Annotated in this window: 17 protein-coding genes; all 17 read right to left on the reverse strand. The window is 38.4% G+C overall.

What is annotated here, in order from left to right; genetic code table 11:
* Position 1 precedes the first annotated feature (1 nt).
* The gene (locus tag FD20_RS01205; RefSeq protein WP_057735738.1) at positions 2-940 is read right to left on the reverse strand and encodes an ACP S-malonyltransferase; all 939 of its coding nucleotides are present in this window, start codon (positions 938-940) and stop codon (positions 2-4) included.
* A gap of 21 nt (positions 941-961) precedes the next feature.
* Positions 962-1,204: an acyl carrier protein gene (locus tag FD20_RS01210; RefSeq protein WP_057735739.1), complete on the reverse strand. Its 243-nt coding sequence runs from the start codon at positions 1,202-1,204 to the stop codon at positions 962-964.
* Between the two features lie 18 nt (positions 1,205-1,222).
* A complete protein-coding gene (locus FD20_RS01215) occupies positions 1,223-2,206 on the reverse strand; it encodes a beta-ketoacyl-ACP synthase III (RefSeq protein WP_057735741.1) in 984 nt (327 codons plus the stop codon).
* Positions 2,207-2,226: 20 nt separating this feature from the next.
* Positions 2,227-2,667: a MarR family winged helix-turn-helix transcriptional regulator gene (locus tag FD20_RS01220; protein ID WP_057735743.1), complete on the reverse strand. Its 441-nt coding sequence runs from the start codon at positions 2,665-2,667 to the stop codon at positions 2,227-2,229.
* Positions 2,668-2,737: 70 nt separating this feature from the next.
* A complete protein-coding gene (fabZ, locus tag FD20_RS01225) occupies positions 2,738-3,184 on the reverse strand; it encodes a 3-hydroxyacyl-ACP dehydratase FabZ (protein WP_034987865.1) in 447 nt (148 codons plus the stop codon).
* Positions 3,185-3,600: 416 nt separating this feature from the next.
* Positions 3,601-3,975: a preprotein translocase subunit YajC gene (gene yajC / locus FD20_RS01230; protein ID WP_057735894.1), complete on the reverse strand. Its 375-nt coding sequence runs from the start codon at positions 3,973-3,975 to the stop codon at positions 3,601-3,603.
* Between the two features lie 84 nt (positions 3,976-4,059).
* Positions 4,060-5,205, reverse strand: a complete 1,146-nt coding sequence (tgt, locus tag FD20_RS01235) for a tRNA guanosine(34) transglycosylase Tgt (protein ID WP_057735744.1) — start codon at positions 5,203-5,205, stop codon at positions 4,060-4,062.
* 29 nt (positions 5,206-5,234) lie between these two features.
* A complete protein-coding gene (queA, locus tag FD20_RS01240) occupies positions 5,235-6,278 on the reverse strand; it encodes a tRNA preQ1(34) S-adenosylmethionine ribosyltransferase-isomerase QueA (protein WP_057735746.1) in 1,044 nt (347 codons plus the stop codon).
* Positions 6,279-6,308: 30 nt separating this feature from the next.
* A complete protein-coding gene (gene ruvB, locus FD20_RS01245) occupies positions 6,309-7,325 on the reverse strand; it encodes a Holliday junction branch migration DNA helicase RuvB (RefSeq protein WP_057735747.1) in 1,017 nt (338 codons plus the stop codon).
* A gap of 17 nt (positions 7,326-7,342) precedes the next feature.
* Complete coding sequence (gene ruvA / locus FD20_RS01250; protein WP_057735748.1) at positions 7,343-7,957, reverse strand: Holliday junction branch migration protein RuvA; 615 nt, start codon at positions 7,955-7,957, stop codon at positions 7,343-7,345.
* A 27-nt stretch (positions 7,958-7,984) separates the two neighbouring features.
* A complete protein-coding gene (mutL, locus tag FD20_RS01255) occupies positions 7,985-9,976 on the reverse strand; it encodes a DNA mismatch repair endonuclease MutL (protein ID WP_057735750.1) in 1,992 nt (663 codons plus the stop codon).
* Positions 9,977-9,991: 15 nt separating this feature from the next.
* Positions 9,992-12,604: a DNA mismatch repair protein MutS gene (gene mutS, locus FD20_RS01260; RefSeq protein WP_057735752.1), complete on the reverse strand. Its 2,613-nt coding sequence runs from the start codon at positions 12,602-12,604 to the stop codon at positions 9,992-9,994.
* A 13-nt stretch (positions 12,605-12,617) separates the two neighbouring features.
* On the reverse strand, positions 12,618-13,418 hold the full coding sequence (locus FD20_RS01265) for a TIGR00282 family metallophosphoesterase (protein WP_057735753.1): 801 nt from the start codon (positions 13,416-13,418) through the stop codon (positions 12,618-12,620).
* Between the two features lie 157 nt (positions 13,419-13,575).
* Complete coding sequence (gene rny / locus FD20_RS01270; RefSeq protein ID WP_057735754.1) at positions 13,576-15,141, reverse strand: ribonuclease Y; 1,566 nt, start codon at positions 15,139-15,141, stop codon at positions 13,576-13,578.
* Positions 15,142-15,611: 470 nt separating this feature from the next.
* Positions 15,612-16,673, reverse strand: coding sequence for a recombinase RecA (gene recA, locus FD20_RS01275; RefSeq protein ID WP_057735756.1), 1,062 nt, complete (start codon positions 16,671-16,673; stop codon positions 15,612-15,614).
* A gap of 113 nt (positions 16,674-16,786) precedes the next feature.
* The gene (locus FD20_RS01280; protein WP_057735757.1) at positions 16,787-18,031 is read right to left on the reverse strand and encodes a competence/damage-inducible protein A; all 1,245 of its coding nucleotides are present in this window, start codon (positions 18,029-18,031) and stop codon (positions 16,787-16,789) included.
* Between the two features lie 92 nt (positions 18,032-18,123).
* The gene (pgsA, locus tag FD20_RS01285; protein WP_057735758.1) at positions 18,124-18,711 is read right to left on the reverse strand and encodes a CDP-diacylglycerol--glycerol-3-phosphate 3-phosphatidyltransferase; all 588 of its coding nucleotides are present in this window, start codon (positions 18,709-18,711) and stop codon (positions 18,124-18,126) included.
* Positions 18,712-18,744: the final 33 nt, after the last annotated feature.

Consider the following 18,744-nt stretch of genomic DNA (forward strand, 5'->3'; position numbering starts at 1 on the left):
ATCAGCCTCGACTTGCTTCAATAAATTTTTGATAATTACTTTGGTTATCTATATGATAGCGTTCTATTTTCTTGTCAATTTGCTTAGTAAACTTACTCAAAGTTTGACCAGGCCCTATTTCAACAACTGTATCGATTTCTAAGTTATTAATCATATAGTCAACACATTGATGAAAATGTGTCGGAGATGTCAGCTGCCGTGTTAATATTTCCCTTGATTTTTCTGGTGCAAACGGCTGTGCAGTCGTATTGCTAATAACTGGAACAGTCGTCTTTTCAAACTGCACATTTGCAAGACGTTTTCCCATTAAGGAACTTGCCTTTTTAAAAAGCGGGGTATGGAACGCCCCGCTAACCTTTAATGGAATAACATTTTTAATTTCTTGCTCATGAAATAGCTTGATCGCACGATCAACAGCCGCCTTATTTCCGCCTATGACAACTTGTTTAGGTGAATTATAATTTGCAGGACAAACAACCTCTGATCCATTGCTTGCTTTTTTGCAAATATTTTCGATAACGTCAATATCTGTTTTCATAACAGCCGCCATTGCACCGTCAGTTTTTTCTGCATCACTTTGCATATACATTGCACGATCTTTTAAAACGCGCATGCCATTTTCAAAATCCAAACTATCTGCAGCTATCAACGCTGAATATTCACCCAAGCTCAAGCCCACCATTCCACGAACATCAAGCTGAGGAAGATCTCTTTTAAGCATTCGAGTTATCCCTAAACTCATCGTAACGATTGCAGGTTGAACATAAACAGTCTGTGCTAACTCATTATTCTCGTTGCGGTAAATAGTACCAAGGTCCATCCCTGTCAACGCAGACGCCTGTTCAACAGTCTCCCGATAAATCGAGTCTGACTCATATAAATCAAGCCCCATATTGCTGTATTGTGCACCCTGTCCACTAAATAAAAAGCCTATTTTCATAAATCCAAGATCTCCATTAAATTATTTTGCGTCGACTTCTTTTTTTACATATTCAACAACATCTTTGATTGTTTTTACGCCTTCATCAGCTTCGAGCTTGATGTCTAATTCATCTTCAAGTTCATTCATAATTTCAAAAACATCTAAACTATCTGCTTCAAGGTCTTCTTTGATATCTGAGTCCATCTTTACCTTATCTGCATCTACATCTAATTGTTCAACCACGATATCTTTTACTTTTCCAAAAATTTCTTGTTCTGTCATTATTAATTACACTCCTAATTAGTATTTGATAATTTGCGTTCCTACTGTTAATCCTCCGCCAAAACCACTCATTGCAATTATTTGACCACGTTTGATCACCTTGTTAGAAACAAGTTCATCCAAAAGAAGCGGTACACTTGCAGCGGAAGTGTTTCCATATTTAGCAATATTCATCGGAAATTTTGCTGAAGGTTGATCCAAGCGCTTTGCAATCTGTGCAACTATACGCGAATTTGCCTGATGCAAAACAAAATAGTCAATCTGATCTAAAGTCAAACCAGCTCTTTCAACTGCCTCTTCAATCGATACTGGAACTTTATGAGTTGCAAACTTGTAAACATCTCTTCCAGACATCGAAAAAGCCTTAATTTTATGATCACTTGCTACTGGAAATGAAACCAGCGGATCTGTCTGACCAGCTTCTAGTTTGTTGCCCAGTTCGCCGTAAGTATGCAAGCTTGAGGAAATAAAGCAACTAGCACTTTCCTCTTTTTGTTCTAATAAAACGCCTGCAGCCCCGTCTCCAAATAGAACAGCTGTCGTTCTGTCTGACCAGTCAATGACTTTTGATAAATCTTCTCCTCCGATCAACATTACTCTTTTGCAAGCTGAACCGGAAGATGTCATAAATTTTTCAGCTACGTTTAATCCATAGATAAAACCAGAACACGCGGCGCTGATGTCAAAAGCCAGTGCTTTGTCTGCTCCAATATTGCCTTGGACTAACGCAGCAGTTGCGGGCGTATAGCTATCCGGTGACATTGTGGCAATTATCAGCAAATCAATTGATTCGACATCCCAGCCGCTTTTTTCAAGTAGCTGCTTAGCTACTTTAGTACACAACTGTGATGTATTTTCATCAATACTGATATGTCGCTGCTTAATACCTGTCCGACTACTAATCCACTCGTCCGAAGTATCCATGATTTTACTCAAGTCATCATTAGTCACAACTTTAGGTGGAACATAGTGAGCAGTCTTGACAACTTTGATTGTTCCCAATATGCTGTCTACTCCTTAATCTATGAATGCTCCCTAAGAAAGTCCTCTAGGTTACATACTGCTTTTTCAATTGTTTTTATTTCTTCTGGGTCAAGATCTTTTAAAAAGCTCCGTACCATCATACGGTGAAAAGCATCATGTGCCCGATACATAAGGCGTCCCTTCTTGGTCAATCCTAAACGGACAACACGACGGTCATCACTGCACCGTATCCGTGTTACATAATTTTTCTTATTTAAACGATCAATGGTTGAAGTAAGTGTACCTGGTGTCAAGTGCAATTCTTTTGCCACTTGCGATGCCGTTTTTTTATCGTACATCGTTATTGCATTGATCGCATGCATTTCTTTGATAGAGACGTCTTTAAAATGACTTCTTTTTAATTCATGTTCCTCAATCCAAAGAATATCATTATAAATTCTTACAAGGGAATCATTGATTGTTTTTACCCGATTTTCCATGTGTTCAATGTCCGTCCTTATCCAACCTCAATTTAACTAACAATATCAAAACGAAATACAAATTCTAAATTTAGATTTTTTCGTCTCGATTTGCCACGATAAACATCAGTTCAGCTGCACACGCTGTTTTTCCATCAACAACTGCTTTCGTTTCTACGATTCCCATATTTTCCCGTTTTTTAGTCAAGGTAATATGTAGTTTAAGCACATCACCTGGTCGAACAACTCGACGAAACTTAGCTTTGTGAATCGCCCCGAGATAAGCAGTTTTTCCAACAAATTCAGGCGATTTTAGAATTAAAATCGAAGCTGCCTGTGCCAGAGTTTCGATAATTAACACACCTGGCATTACAGGGTTACCTGGAAAATGACCTCTGAAGAAGGATTCATTGATTGTCACATTTTTTGTAGCAACAATCGATTCGCCAGCTTTCAGTTCGTCAACATAGTCAATATAGATTATTGGAAAGCGATTAGGAATCAAATCCATAATTTCTTGTGCATCCATAAGCACCACATTTGTCACCTCACTCTTCCAAAAAAGTATTTCGAACATCAAAATATTCGATGATTGAATAGTATTACACTCGGACTAAATTGTCAAATTTTAAAAAAGCTTTCATTAAATTTCATTTAAAAATAAACGTTGTATATTTTAATCTCGTTCGAGTGTAACAAAAAATTATTTTATTGTTAATTTTTCGCATAAGGACAGTTTATATTTCACTTTGTATTCTAGATATACATTAGTCGCAGCTCATGATTAATATATATTAAAGCTTATTATAGCATTAAGAAAAGGACAATTTATCAAACATCGGTCTGGTTTTAACTAATCAAAATTTAATTTCCTATATTTTCTCTACACAGAAAAAATAAAAAAGTGTGCTTACAAGAATTGACCTTTAAGCATCACTTTCCCTATTATTATTTTCAACTCTTCTTTTCATCATCTTCGGAAGCATTTTTTTCAGTTACTTCTTCCGTGCTTTGAGTATCTGTCGACTGAGTACTCTTCTCAACTATTTCTCCACCATTTGTTTTTGCAGGTATAACGCTTGCAATAGCAGATTGTTCGAATGTTAAAAAGATTCCGTCACAATCAAGAGTCACGGTATGGTCAGCATTATTTATGCTATCGATCACTCCGTGCAATCTTCCAATTGTGATAACAGCGTCACCCTTCTTCAGATTACTCATCATCTCTTGACGTTTTTGCTGCTGCTTTTTTTGGGGCCTGATCATCATAAAATACATCAAACCTATCAAAGCAACGAACATTATAATCGTTGGTAATGATCCATTCATTTTTTTCACTCCCATCTATAAAACCTGCACAAATATAACTTTAACAAAGATTTAAGCTACTGACTAGGCATTTAGCCAAATTTTTTAGAAGTTCCGGCTGTTTTCGCTATTAAATCCATATTCCTCAAAAAAGTTTTCTCTAAACTCAAGCAGATTATCATCCATAATTGCCTGTCGTACCTGTTGCATTAAGTGTATTAGAAAATAGAGATTATGGTAACTGGTTAGTCTTAACCCAAATGTTTCATCTGCTTTAATTAAATGACGAATATAAGCTCGCGAGAAATTACGGCAAGTATAACAATTACAATTATCATCTATTGGCCGGAAATCGTGGGCATAGACTGCATTTTTTACAACAAGCCTACCATGTGAGGTCATACAGCTACCATTACGAGCTATTCTTGTTGGAAGAACACAATCAAACATATCTATTCCTCGAATCACACCATCAATTAATGCATCTGCTGAACCAACTCCCATTAGATAGCGCGGTTTGTTTTCAGGCAGCATCGGCGTCGTAAACGAAAGAACATGATTCATCTCTGACTTACTCTCGCCAACTGAAAGACCGCCAATCGAATACCCTGGAAAATCCATTGAAACCAAGTCGTGGGCACTCTGCGCTCTAAGTTCCTTATGCCCACCGCCTTGAACAATTCCGAATAAGCCTTGCTTTTCAGCATTCTGATGCGCCTTCAAACCTCTTTCTGCCCAGCGACTGGTCCGTTCAACTGATTTTTTAATATAGTCATAACTTTCAAAAAATGGTGGGCATTCATCAAAGCTCATCATAATGTCTGCACCTAATGCATTTTCAATTTGAATTGCTTTTTCCGGTGAAAGAAACAGTTTTTCGCCGCTTAAATGACTTCTAAAATGCACACCTTCCTCGGTAATATCACGCATTTTAGCTAATGAAAACACTTGAAATCCACCAGAGTCAGTAAGTATTCCCTTATTCCAATTCATAAATTTATGCAGCCCGCCTGCTTCTTTCACAATTTCTTCTCCGGGGCGCAACCACAGATGATAAGTATTTGAGAGAATAATATTAGCTCCCATTGCATCTAGCTCTTCCGGTGCCAGCGACTTTACAGATGCCTGTGTTCCCACTGGCATAAACATCGGTGTCGGAAACGTTCCGTGCGGAGTTATAATTTCGCCTAAGCGTGCTCCAGTATGCTTCTCTTTTTTGATCAAATGATATTTGATCGCTGGTTCAGTCATTAAAATTCTCCATTCTTTGTTAATTATACTTATTTAATAAACATTGCATCTCCAAAACTAAAGAAACGATATTTTTCTTCAACAGCATGTTTGTAAGCATTCAAAATATTTTTACGTCCTGTAAAAGCTGAAACTAACATTACTAAAGTAGATTTTGGAAGATGAAAATTAGTAATGAAAGCTTGGACTACTTTCCAATCATAACCAGGTTTAATAAAAATATCTGTCCAGCCACTATCTGCATGAATTTCACCCTTAAACTTTGTCCCGATTGTTTCAAGCGTCCGGATACTAGTTGTCCCGGTTGCAACAATTCTCCCGCCATTAGCGCGAACATCATTTAATATTTTAGCGGATTCTTCGGAAAGACGGTAAAACTCGCTGTGCATTTTGTGATCTTCAATGTTTTCAACACTAACTGGTCTGAAAGTACCCAAACCAACATGCAATGTTAGATATACTAGATGAACGCCCTTATCTTCAATCTTATGCAGCAGTTCTTTGGTGAAATGCAAACCGGCAGTCGGTGCAGCCGCTGAACCCACTTCACGTGAATAAACCGTTTGATACATCTCGGGATCATCAAGCTTTTCCTTGATATAAGGCGGTAATGGCATCTCACCTAATTCATCGAGAATTTCCATAAAAATCCCCTCATATTCAAACTTAATCATACGTCCACCGTGTTCTAATTCCTTGGTGATAACCGCACTTAACTTGCCATCTCCAAAGCTAATTCGCGTACCAACTTTTGCCCTTTTAGCTGGCTTAACGAGTGTTTCCCACTCATCACCCTGCGTATTGTTTAATAAGAGAACTTCAATGTGTCCGCCGGTTTCAGGTTTAATACCGTAGATACGAGCCGGCATCACACGTGAATCGTTCATTACCAAAGCATCCCCAGCATTCAGCTGATCAATAACATTATAGAATACATCGTCTTTATAAGTCCCAGTTTTGCTGTCTAGAATCAACATACGCGAGTGATCACGCTCTTTCAACGGTGTTTGTGCAATCAATTCTTGTGGTAAATTATAATCAAAATCTTCTGTAGTTAAATGTTCTTCTGACAAAATTGTCACCCTTTTTCAAAAAAATTATTTCTATTGTTTTTTAGAATATGGCAGTCTTAGATGCTCATAAGCTGCTTGTGTTACAATCCTTCCGCGCGGTGTTCTTTTAATAAAACCGCTTTGCATAAGGTATGGTTCAATCATTTCAGTAACCGTTTCAATTTCCTCTCCAATGTTTGCTGCAATAGTACTTACCCCAACCGGTCCGCCATCATACAGATTGATCATCATTTCCAGCATCTTCCGATCTGTCTCATCCAATCCATGGTCATCCACGCGTAATAAATTCAGCGCGTACTGGACAATTGAAGTATCGACCTTGTCTTGATGTGCAACTTCGGCAAAGTCACGTACTCTTTTCAGTAAACGATTAGCAATCCGCGGTGTTCCACGTGAGCGTCTTGCTATCTCATGAGCACCGCTCAAGCTGATTGTTGTTTTAAAAATATCAGCTGATCGCTCTACAATCTTAGTAAGCTCGTTTTCCGTGTAGTAATTCATATGTGCAACAATTCCGAAACGATCACGGAGCGGTGCCGACAATAGGCCGGCACGAGTTGTCGCGCCAATTAAAGTAAACGGCGGAAGCGTGAAGTGAACTGGATGTGCAGTTGGACCTTGTCCAATAACGATATCAACATAAAAGTCTTCCATCGCAGAATACAAAACTTCCTCTACAATCTTAGGCAGCCGATGAATTTCATCAATGAACAAAACATCTCCTGCCTCTAATTCATTTAACAGTGCAACTAGATCACCAGGTCGTTCAATCGCTGGCCCGCTCGTCGTTTTAATCGCAACATCCATCTCATTCGCAATAATTATTGCAAGTGTTGTTTTCCCCAAACCAGGAGGCCCATACAATAAAACATGATCTAAGGCTTCCTGCCTCTGACAAGCAGCCTTGATATACACTTGAAGTTCGTCTTTGATCGCTTTTTGTCCGATATACTGATTGAACATTCGTGGCCGCAAAGAGCCTTCTCTATCATCCTCGTGCTCATTATCGGTTAAATCACCTGATACTATGCGGTCATCCTCCGGCATTTAGACACCCCCTCAAATCATTTGTTAATCAATAGTCTTAATGCTTCACGCAAATATTCATCCGTAGAGTTTCCAGAAAATTGCGCAAGCTGCTTGCTGATTCGTTTAACTTCTGTTTTAGTATACCCTAAGGCAGTCAAAGCTGCGATACTTTCTTCCAGATATTGATTCGAACCAGCTTGAGCTGAAATTTCCAAATTCTGTTGTCCAATTAGTTCCTTTTGTGCCAGTTTTTCCCCCATTTTCCCTTTAAGATCTAGAACAATTTGTTTAGCTGTTTTCTTTCCTACACCCGGAAACTTGGTTAGATAGCCGATATCTTCGCTATCAATGGCAGTCACCAATCCTTGATGATCATCATTTGCCAAGATAGCAAGTGCACTCTTAGGACCTATTCCCGAAACATTGAGAAGTTTGACAAAAATAGTTTTCTCATTTAAATCCCAAAACCCAAAAAGAGTAATATCATTTTCTCTCACAGCTTGGTAAATATACACTTTTTTTTCGTTCTGCTCATCAACCTGATACCGAAATGGATTGGAAACATAGACCTGATATCCAATCATGCCTACTTCAACCACAATATAATAAGGTGTCACTCCTGTTATTTTACCTCTGAAATATTCGTACATTTGGTTTTCCCTTCTAAAGTTATTACATCAATACTGTTCTCTCAAGCTCTGATGAGGATCTTGGATTCGCTTAAACATATGTTCCATATCAGAATTAGTAAAATGTACCAGTACAGGACGCCCATGCGGGCAATTAAACGGGTTTTCACACGCTTTAAGCTGTTCCAGCAGAGCTTTTGCCTGTTTATCGTCCAAATGGTGATTAGCTTTGATCGAACGTTTGCAACTCATCATAATCGCAGTTTTTTCTCGATAACTTGCAATATCTATCTTGCCATCTTTCAAAATATAGTCAATCAATTCGCGAATAATATCTTCCTCTTGACCTTCCTCAAACCAAGTTGGATGATGTCTGACAATATAGCTATTGGGACCAAAGTCCTCTAATGTAATTCCTAACTGCTCTAATTTCGACAAATTCTCGTTTATAAGAAGTGAGTCACTTGTCGTATAGTCAAGAATAATGGGCACTAATAAATCTTGCTGATCCGGTTCAACCTCGCCTATTTTCTTACGATAATACTCATACTTGCATCGTTCCTGTGCAGCATGCTGATCAATAATATACAGGCCATCCTGTGATTCAGCAAATAAGTAAGTTCCATGCATCTGCCCAATATAGGTCAGTTCAGGAAAACGAAGCTTTTTATTTTCTTGTCCATTGTTCCGTTCAGCAAGTTGAGCTTGGCTTATCTCCTCTTGAGAAGGAGTAGGTTGCATTACTACTTCTTGAAGATACTTTTTATCCCATGCACTAAGTTTGTCCGCCATGTTGCTTTTATCTTTAATAATAGTAAGTTCCGGCTTTATTTCTTCTTCATTTTCTTTACTTGGATCATTTTTTGAAATAGTACCACTTTGTTCAGTCTCTGTATGAGCTGTTTCTTCTTTCCAAACCTTATCTTGTTCCATTGATGCAGGTTTATCATGATAGTAGGCGTGCGAAGACTCATTCAAATCGATTTGTAACTGATCTATATTGATTTCTTGACGTGTTTTTCGATTTAAATTCTTCAAAGCATCAGGAATCAAGTTTTCCTGCGCTATGCGATCATACACACATTTCGCCAATAATTGTGATAATTGATCTTCTTTACTTATACGTACCTGCTGTTTGGTAGGATGGACATTGACATCAACCAAAAGCGGATCAAGCGTAATATTTACTACAGCAATGGGATAACGTCCAACCATTAGTTTTGACCCATATCCTTTTATAATCGCATTGCTTAATTGAAAGTTTTTAATGTACCTTCCATTCAATAACAAACTAATATAATTCTTAGTCGCACGAGTCAACTTAGGCAATGATATATAACCAGCAATTTTAAAGTCCAAATCCTTTCCATTAAAGGAAATCATCTGACGGGCATTTTTTACACCGTATATCGCACTAATCGTTTGCTGCAAGTCACCATTACCTACAGTCTGCAGCAAAATATGTCCGTTATTACTTAGTGAAATCGCAATGTTATTATGACTTAATGCCAAACGGTTAACAATATCAGAAATAGCTGCAAGTTCTGTTTGAAAACTCTTCAAGTATTTCAACCTTGCTGGCGTATTATAGAACAGGTCAGCAACTGTTATCTCAGTTCCTTTTGGCCGTGCGCTCGTCTTCTTTTCGAGTTGCTGGCCGCCTTTAACATGCAAAAAAGTTCCTGAGGCAGCAGCTGTGCTTGTTTCTAGATACACATCGGCAACTGATGCAATACTTGGAAGTGCTTCCCCTCTAAAACCAAGTGTTTTTATTCTAAACAAGTCTTCCCGACTTGTTATTTTACTAGTCGAGTGACGTTTAAAAGCCAATTCTACGTCTTCAGCTGCGATCCCCTCACCGTTGTCGATAACTTGAATTTTTTTTAAACCCGCCTCTTCGACAACTATATCAATTTGTGTACTTCCAGCATCGATCGCATTTTCAACAAGCTCCTTAACTACCGAAGCCGGTCTTTCAACAACTTCTCCAGCAGCAATTTGATCAGCAAGTACTTCTGAGAGCTCTCTTATTTTCGGCATCAAAATTACCTCCAACTACTTTTTCTTTCTCAGATCCTTTTGCCATTTATATAAAGTATTTATCGCTTCAAGCGGCGTCAATGACATTAAATCAGTTTCTCTGATTTCCGATAACACCTTTTGATCACCTTTTTGGTAGACAACTTTTTCTGGTTTAAATAGAGACAGCTGTTCATCACTGGCCTGCACTTCTTTTTCTTGGATTACCGTTTTCCGCTCGTCAGCATTTTTCTCAGCACTGTGACTTTTTTGACTTTCAAGTTTTTCTAAAATGAAATTTGCTCTCTTCAAGAGTCCCTCAGGCATGCCCGCAAGTTTAGCAACATGAATACCGTATGATTTATCTGCCGGGCCCGGCTGCATTTTATGCAAGAAAATTAAATCACCATTTTTTTCGACAGCACCGACATGGATATTTCTCAATGTAGGCAGTTTTTCAGACAAAGCCGTTAATTCATGATAGTGGGTCGAAAATAATGTTTTTGCAAACACATGATCGTGAACATATTCAATAATTGCTTGTGCTAACGCCATTCCATCATATGTTGCAGTTCCTCTTCCAATTTCATCAAACAAAATCAGACTATTGGGCGTTGCATGACTAAGTGCATGATTGGCTTCCTTCATTTCAACCATAAACGTTGACTGTCCGGCAATTAAATCATCTGCGGCACCTATTCGAGTAAAAATCTGGTCAAAAACGGGTAAAAGTGCACTTTGCGCTGGCACGAAACACCCTATTTGAGCCATTACAACAGTCAAAGCCAATTGTCGCATATAAGTACTTTTTCCAGACATGTTAGGACCTGTTATCAGCAGTATATTAAGATTTTCAGGCATCATAATGTCATTAGGGATATAGCTTTGTTTACCCATAACTTGTTGTACAACAGGGTGCCAGCCACCCATTACTTTCACATCATGTTTTTTATCTGTCAACTTAGGTTTCACAAAGTGGCTCTGTTCGCTGACAACAGCAAAACACTGTAAGACATCAAGTATTGCAATTGCATGTGCAAGTTCTTGAAGACGCTTGATTTGATCCTTAATACGTTCGCGAATATCAGCAAAGAGCTGATATTCAAGCTCTACCGCCTTACTTTCGGCACCTAGAATCAGCGTCTCTTTTTCCTTAAGTTCCGGTGTAATAAAACGTTCTGCATTGGTCAGTGTTTGTTTACGTTCATAACGTTCAGCTGATAATTTATTTAAATTGGCCTTAGAAACTTCAATATAGTATCCGAAAACGCGATTGAAACCAATTTTTAAGTTGTTGATTCCTGTTTCTTGGCGTTCTTTTGTTTCCATTTCGGCTAACCAATGTTTACCGTTTTTCATCGCATTAGTGTATTTGTCAAGCTCCGAACTATAGCCTTCTTTGATCAATCCCCCATCTTTAACAGAAATAGGCGGTTCATCAACAATCGCATTTTCTATCAGATCAGCAACATCTTCTACCGGATCAAGATTTTTCAAAAGATCATCAAAGGTTCCATCATTCAATTCATTCAGAACATAACTAATTTTAGGAACTTGTTCTAACGATTGCTTCAATTGAATTAAATCACGCCCATTAACATTCCCAAAGGCTACACGACCTGCTAAACGTTCCAAATCATAAACGCTTTTTAATTCCTCTTGTAAAGTACTGCGTTCAAAATAATGTTTTAACAAGTTCTCGACCTTACTCTGACGACCGGTAATTTCCTTTAAATTCAATAATGGTCTCTCGAGCCATTGCTTCAGTAAACGTCCTCCCATTGCCGTTTTAGTCTCATCTAAAAGCCATAGCAGTGTTCCTTGTTTTTTCCCCGTACGACTATTTTGCAGTATTTCCAAATTACGTTTGGAATATGGATCCATTTTTAAAAAACTGGATGGTTCATAATGAACGGCTTTTTGCAGATGTCCTAAACTTCGTTTCTGCGTAACATTCAGATAAGTTATTAAATGTCGAATAACACTAATTTCAAGACCACTATTCAGATTTTGAATCGCATAGCTTGATTCAGCACTTTCTTTTGTATCATTCTGCTTTGAAAACATAATTTTCAGCGGTGCTATCGCCTCTGCGCTCTCTTTTGTTACGGAATCGTCAATCACAATTTCCTTTGTTCTCAGGCTCATCAATTCATTCAGAACCAAATTTATACTATCTAGCGTTGCTGTTTTCAATTCACCAGTTGACAAGTCTACATATGCCAGCCCATATTTTCCATTTTTCTCATGCAATGCCGTGAGATAATTGTTTTCCTTTGCTTCACTCGCTGAAGAATCGATCATTGTTCCAGGCGTAACTAGTTGAATAACTTCACGCTTAACCATGCCTTTAGCCAATTTAGGATCTTCCATCTGTTCACAAATAGCAACTTTGTATCCCTGATCGACCAAGATATCAATATAATTTTGTGCTGCATGATGAGGAACACCGCACATTGGTATCTTATCAGCAGCATTTTTATTACGCGTTGTTAATGTTAATTCCAAGATTTGTGATCCCTTGACTGCATCATCATAAAACATCTCATAAAAATCACCCAAACGATAAAATAAAAAAGCATCCGGATATTGTTCTTTGACGGCTAAATACTGTTCCATCATTGGTGTGTTTTTCGTTTTTTGAGGCATTTGACTCTCTCCTTTATTGCATAAACGGATGATCGGCATTAATTTGTATTGTTTTTATTTTTTTTGCTTTTCCTGTTTCATCGTTAATATCAATCACGCAAGCAGACAAGTTTCTACGCCCGTTCTCATCTACTTCAAATCTTGTTGGCATTTGATTTAAAAATCGTGTAATTACATTTTGGCGTTTCATTCCTATTATGCCATCATAAGGTCCTGTCATCCCAACATCAGACAAGAAGGCTGTTCCTTGGGGAAGAATTCGCGCATCATTTGTTTGAACATGCGTGTGTGTGCCCACAACAGCTGAAACTTGGCCATCAAAATACCACGAAAAGGCGGCTTTTTCGCTCGTTGTCTCTGCATGGAAGTCAACAAAAATAAAATTAGTTTGTTTTTTTAACTCTGAAATAATATCCTTGGCAACCGCAAAAGGATCATCTGAAGGGCTCATGAAAACCCGTCCCTGCAAATTAAGAACTGCTAACCGTTGCTGGTTGATCTTGATAGTTGTATAACCGATTCCAGGAACCTGTCCCGCTGAAAAATTTGCTGGCCTAACTAATTTTTTGGCTGATTGAATGAAATCTGTGATTTCTGCATTATCCCATGTATGATTTCCCATCGTGACAACATCTGCCCCACAGCTCAAAATACGTTTGTACACTTTCTCATTAATTCCGCGACCTTTGGTTGCATTTTCCCCATTCACAATCGTTGCCTGTGGATGATACAAATGCTTTAGTTTAGGTAAATACTCTTCAAGAACCTCTTGCCCAGCATTTCCCATAACATCGCCAACAAACAAAATACGCATATTTTTCCCCTTTTCTGATATTCATTGTTCAATGATTCAATTTTAGCATTTTAATACGCTGTTGCGAAATCAGATTTACTTTGATCCAGAATAAAAAAGAAAACTGGGAATCGCATCCCAGTTTCCTAGCAGGTAAATAAAATACCCAAAATAATAACTATTTAGCGTACTCAACCGCTCTAATTTCACGAATAACGGTTACCTTAATATGTCCAGGATACTCCATTTCACTTTCGATCCTATTTTTAATATCTCGTGCAAGAACTGTTGATTCCAAATCATTTACTTCATTCGGCTTCACTATCACGCGAACTTCTCGTCCAGCTTGAATTGCATAGCTCTTTTTGACGCCATCAAATTCATTCGTGATTTTTTCAAGTTTTTCGAGACGATGAATATAATTTTCCAAGGACTCGCTTCTTGCTCCTGGCCGTGCTGCAGAAATAGCATCCGCTGCAGCAACTAGTACTGAAATTGTATATTTTGGCTCAACATCTCCGTGGTGGGAAGCAATTGCATTGATAACAGTATCGCTCTCTTTGTACTTCTCCGCTAATTCGACCCCAATCTGTACATGAGATCCATCAACTTCATGATCAATAGCTTTACCGATATCATGCAGCAACCCCGCACGTTTCGCTAATGTTTCGTCCTCACCCAATTCAGCTGCTAAAACACCTGTTATCTTGGCAACTTCAACAGAATGATCCAACACATTCTGACCATAACTGGTTCGATATTTTAATCGTCCGACCGTTTTGATCAAATCCGGATGCATTGCATGCAAACCTAAATCAAAAATTGTCTCTTCACCTGTGTCTCTTATCTTTGCATCTATTTCTTTAGTTGATTTCTCAACCATCTCTTCAATTCTGGCTGGATGTATCCTTCCATCCTGAATTAATTTTTCTAACGCCATCTTTGCTATTTCACGGCGGACTGGATCAAATCCACTTAAAACAACTGCTTCAGGGGTATCATCAATGATTAGATCAATCCCTGTCAAAGTTTCAAGAGCCCGGATATTGCGCCCTTCACGTCCAATAATCCGTCCTTTCATCTCATCATTAGGCAATGAGACAACGGACACTGTCGTTTCAGAAACTGTATCAGCGGCACTTCTTTGAATCGCCTGTGCAATTAAACTCCTAGCAGTACGATCAGCATTAGCTTGAGCCTCTACTTCTTTGTCCTTAATCATAACTGCAAGCTCATGATTCAAAGCTTCCTTTGTTTCATTCATGATCAAATCTTTCGCTTCTTCTTTCGTCAAAGAAGCGACCCGTTCAAGCTCTGTTTTCTGCTGCTCAATTAAAGAATTAACTTCAAGGTGTTTTTTCTCCAGCTCTTTTTGGTCGATGTCCATCCGATTTTCTTTTTTTACAAGTCCCTGCTCGCGTTTTTCAAGTACTGAGTCTTTACGATCCAGGTTTTCTTCACGCTGGAGCAAACGATTTTCTTGTTTTTGAATCTCGGAACGTCTTTCCTTCAATTCACTTTCAATTTCGCCTCGGTAACGATGATTTTCATCCTTAGCTTCCAAAATAGCTTCTTTTTTTAATGCTACTGCCTCTTTTTTAGCATTCCTCACGATCCCTTGTGCAGTTTGCGTAGCGGCATCGAGCGTTTTTTTATAGCTGCTTTTTTGAAAAGCCTTACCCAAAGCTATACCAATACCCAAAGTTATAACAGCGATGGCGAGGATAGTAATTGTTAGTTCCAAATTTTCACCTCCACATCGTCAAAAAATGATTAGACTTTTAAAATAACCATTGCTTTTAAGATGTTATTTTGATCAACATACTCTTACATTTTACGGTGTTGTACCACGTTATGTCAACATAAAACAGATGGTTTCAATAATTCAAGCTACACAGTTTTTTTCAAAAATGTTCTGGTTCTTAAGAATTAAAATAGCAGGCCCTTTATTATTGTCCAAATATTCCAAAACATTAACAAAAGCATGATCTCGTATCCATAAAAAAGAGTTGTCGAACTTCAGAAGGCTTCAAACCAATAACAATACATCATGAACGCTTTGATTTAACTATGAATAAAATATTGTTGTGTGGAGAAGATCATTTTATGATCTTCATAAGGTAAAAATTTTATAAAAAAAGACAATGCCTCAATTATGTTTTGGCACTGCTCTTTCATTAATATTAAAAAGCAATTAAAGGCCTGCTTCACAAGTTAGTCTTTAGCTTCCGCTTTCTCTTTTTTATCATTGAGCGGCAAATCTGTGGATCCTTCTTTCTCATCTATATCTGCTATTCCATATGCTTGCCGAACTTTCAGCGTAACTTCTTCCATCATATCTGGGTGATCACTCAAATATTGCTTAGCATTCTCTCTGCCTTGCCCAATTCGATCTTCACCATATGAATACCAAGAACCACTCTTTTTAACAATTTCTTTTTCAACTGCCATATCGACCAATTCACCAGTCTTAGAAATTCCCTCACCATACATGATATCTACTTCAGCACGTTTAAAAGGCGGTGCAACCTTGTTCTTTACAACCTTGATTCGTACACGATTACCTACAATGTCCGCACCATCTTTGATTTGTTCAGCACGTCTTACTTCCAATCTAATTGTTGAGTAGAATTTAAGCGCACGTCCCCCTGGTGTGATTTCTGGGTTTCCGAACATTACTCCAACCTTTTCACGAATTTGATTAATAAAAATTGCAATTGTTTTTGTCTTATTAATCGATCCAGAAAGTTTACGCAATGCTTGCGACATTAAACGTGCCTGCAAACCTACATGCGCATCTCCCATCTCGCCTTCAATCTCTGCACGCGGAACAAGTGCTGCTACTGAATCGACAACCACTATGTCAATTGCCCCTGAAGAAACTAAAGCATCCGTAATTTCCAATCCCTGCTCACCTGTATCTGGCTGAGAAAGAAGAAGGTCATCAATGTTGACACCTAACTTAGTCGCATAGGCGGGATCAAGCGCATTTTCAGCATCGATATAAGCTGCCACACCACCGTTTCTTTGAACTTCAGCAACAGCATGTAGCGCCACCGTTGTTTTCCCGGAACTTTCAGGTCCATAAACTTCTACGATTCTGCCACGCGGATAACCGCCTACACCTAAAGCTTCATCTAGTGCAAGTGAACCACTAGGGATTGTTGAAATTTGGGTATCAGCTTTTTCACCCATTCGCATGATAGAACCCTTACCAAAATTTTTTTCAATTTTTTTTAATGCAGCATCTAATGCTGCTTTTCTTTCATCAGCCAATTTGATTCCTCCTCAGTCGACCACGCTTATAAATAATCAGCTATAGCCTTCCACTCAATAATACCGACTTAAAAAATAAATTGCAAGAAAAATCGAACAAAGGTTCGAAAATGTCATTTAGCTACTTCCCGTCTGATCCAATCCAATCCCGTCAACACGCTACGTTCACGCACAAGTGATCTTTGACGAGCAAAATGGTACAATTTGGCTCTCACCGGGCGGTCTTTAAAAGCCAACCCAATCCAAACTGTGCCTGCTTCATTTCCTTCAAGTGAGTCCGGACCAGCCACCCCTGTAAACGAAATTCCAATATCCGTTTTCATTTTCTCTTTTGATCTTCGTGCCATCCATTTTGCTGTTTCCTCGCTCACAACACCATTTTTTTGAATGATAGCTGGAGGAATATCCAGAAGGCTGCTTTTGGCACTATTGGCATATGTGACAAAACCACCCGGAAAAATATGAGAAACCCCAGGTACGTTTCCAAGAGTTGCTTGAAAAGCACCTGCTGTTAAACTTTCAGCAGCTGTAATACTTAAGTTTTCTTTCAACAATTTTTTTACAACAACTTCTACAAGCGTATTATTATCTCCATAACCATACATATATTCACCAACGCGATTGCAAATCTCTTTTTCAGTGTCATCCAAAATTCTTTTTGCTTCATTCTCATCAACAGCACTAGCTGTCAATCGCAAGGTGACCTCACTTGTTTTCGCATATGGCGCAATGGTAGGGTTTGTCTGTTTATCAATGAGATCTTCAATTTTAGTTGCCAAAAGTGATTCACCAATCCCAAAGAACCGCAAGACCCTTGAAAAAAGTAAGTGTTCATTATGGTATCTTTTGGATAAAAGAGGTTGCGCAATATTAACAAACATTGGTTTTAACTCACTGGGTGGGCCAGGCAGCAATAAAAAATCGCACCCATTATCATTTGGATAATACTCTCCCACTGCAAAACCAGTCTCATTCTTTAAAGGAACTGAGCCAGATATATACTGAGCTTGCAAACGATTATTAACAGTCATTTTCTTTTCGCTGGCTGCATAATAACTTATTATCTTATGCATTGCAGCAGCATCTTCCACTAAGTTTTTGCCAAGAAAATGAGCAACGGTTTGCTTAGTCAGATCATCTTTTGTAGGGCCTAAACCTCCCATTAAAATGACTAAATCATTGCGTTTTGAAGCAATTTCAATTGCTTGTATAAGCCGCTGCTGATTATCACCGACAACAGTTTGATAGTGAACATCGATCCCCAAGTCAGCAAGTCTGCGAGCAACAAATGTTGTATTCGTATTGACTATCTGTCCTAATAATATTTCTGTTCCAACTGCAATAATTTCTGTTTGCACTTATTTTCCCCTCCATTACCTAATTACGCAAAGCACTAATCAATTTTACACAAAAACAAGGGAACTGAGAAATACGTCAGCTCCCTTTAAAATTATTTGTCAAACGAATCAGCAAAAATCTGCTTGCTGTTCACAAAATAATCAATGCCAGAATATACCGTAAAGAACAGGCATATATACAATAATATTTCACCTAATGGAACTCCGATAGCCGCAAAAAAAATGTTGTTCAGTAAAAGAAAGATGATTGAAACCATTTGTGTCATTGTCTTTATCTTTCCAGGCATTGCAGCAGCAATTACTTCACCATCATTTTCGACAACAATAAGACGCAATCCTGTTACAGCTAGTTCACGACAAATAATAATTGCGGCAACCCATGCTGGAACCTTACCCATTGAGACCAAAATTATAAATGCTGTCATTACAAGCATTTTATCAGCTAAGGGATCAGCAAATTTGCCAAAGTTAGTCACTAGTTTATCTCTACGGGCTATTTGTCCATCTGCAAAATCAGTTAAAGATGCACCTGCAAAAATAATTGCAGCAATTAACTGAGTCACTGGGAGCGTTGCGCCTCCAAAATTCAGTTCCCCCCACTTAAATGGAACTGTCAGCACAACAATAAATACTGGAATCAAGAAAATCCGAAGTACTGTTAATTTATTCGGCAAGTTCATGGTTAAACCCCTCTCCCTTTTCATAGTGTAGCG

It is taken from the genome of Liquorilactobacillus uvarum DSM 19971 (assembly GCF_001434935.1).
GTDB classification, from domain to species: Bacteria; Bacillota; Bacilli; order Lactobacillales; family Lactobacillaceae; genus Liquorilactobacillus; species Liquorilactobacillus uvarum.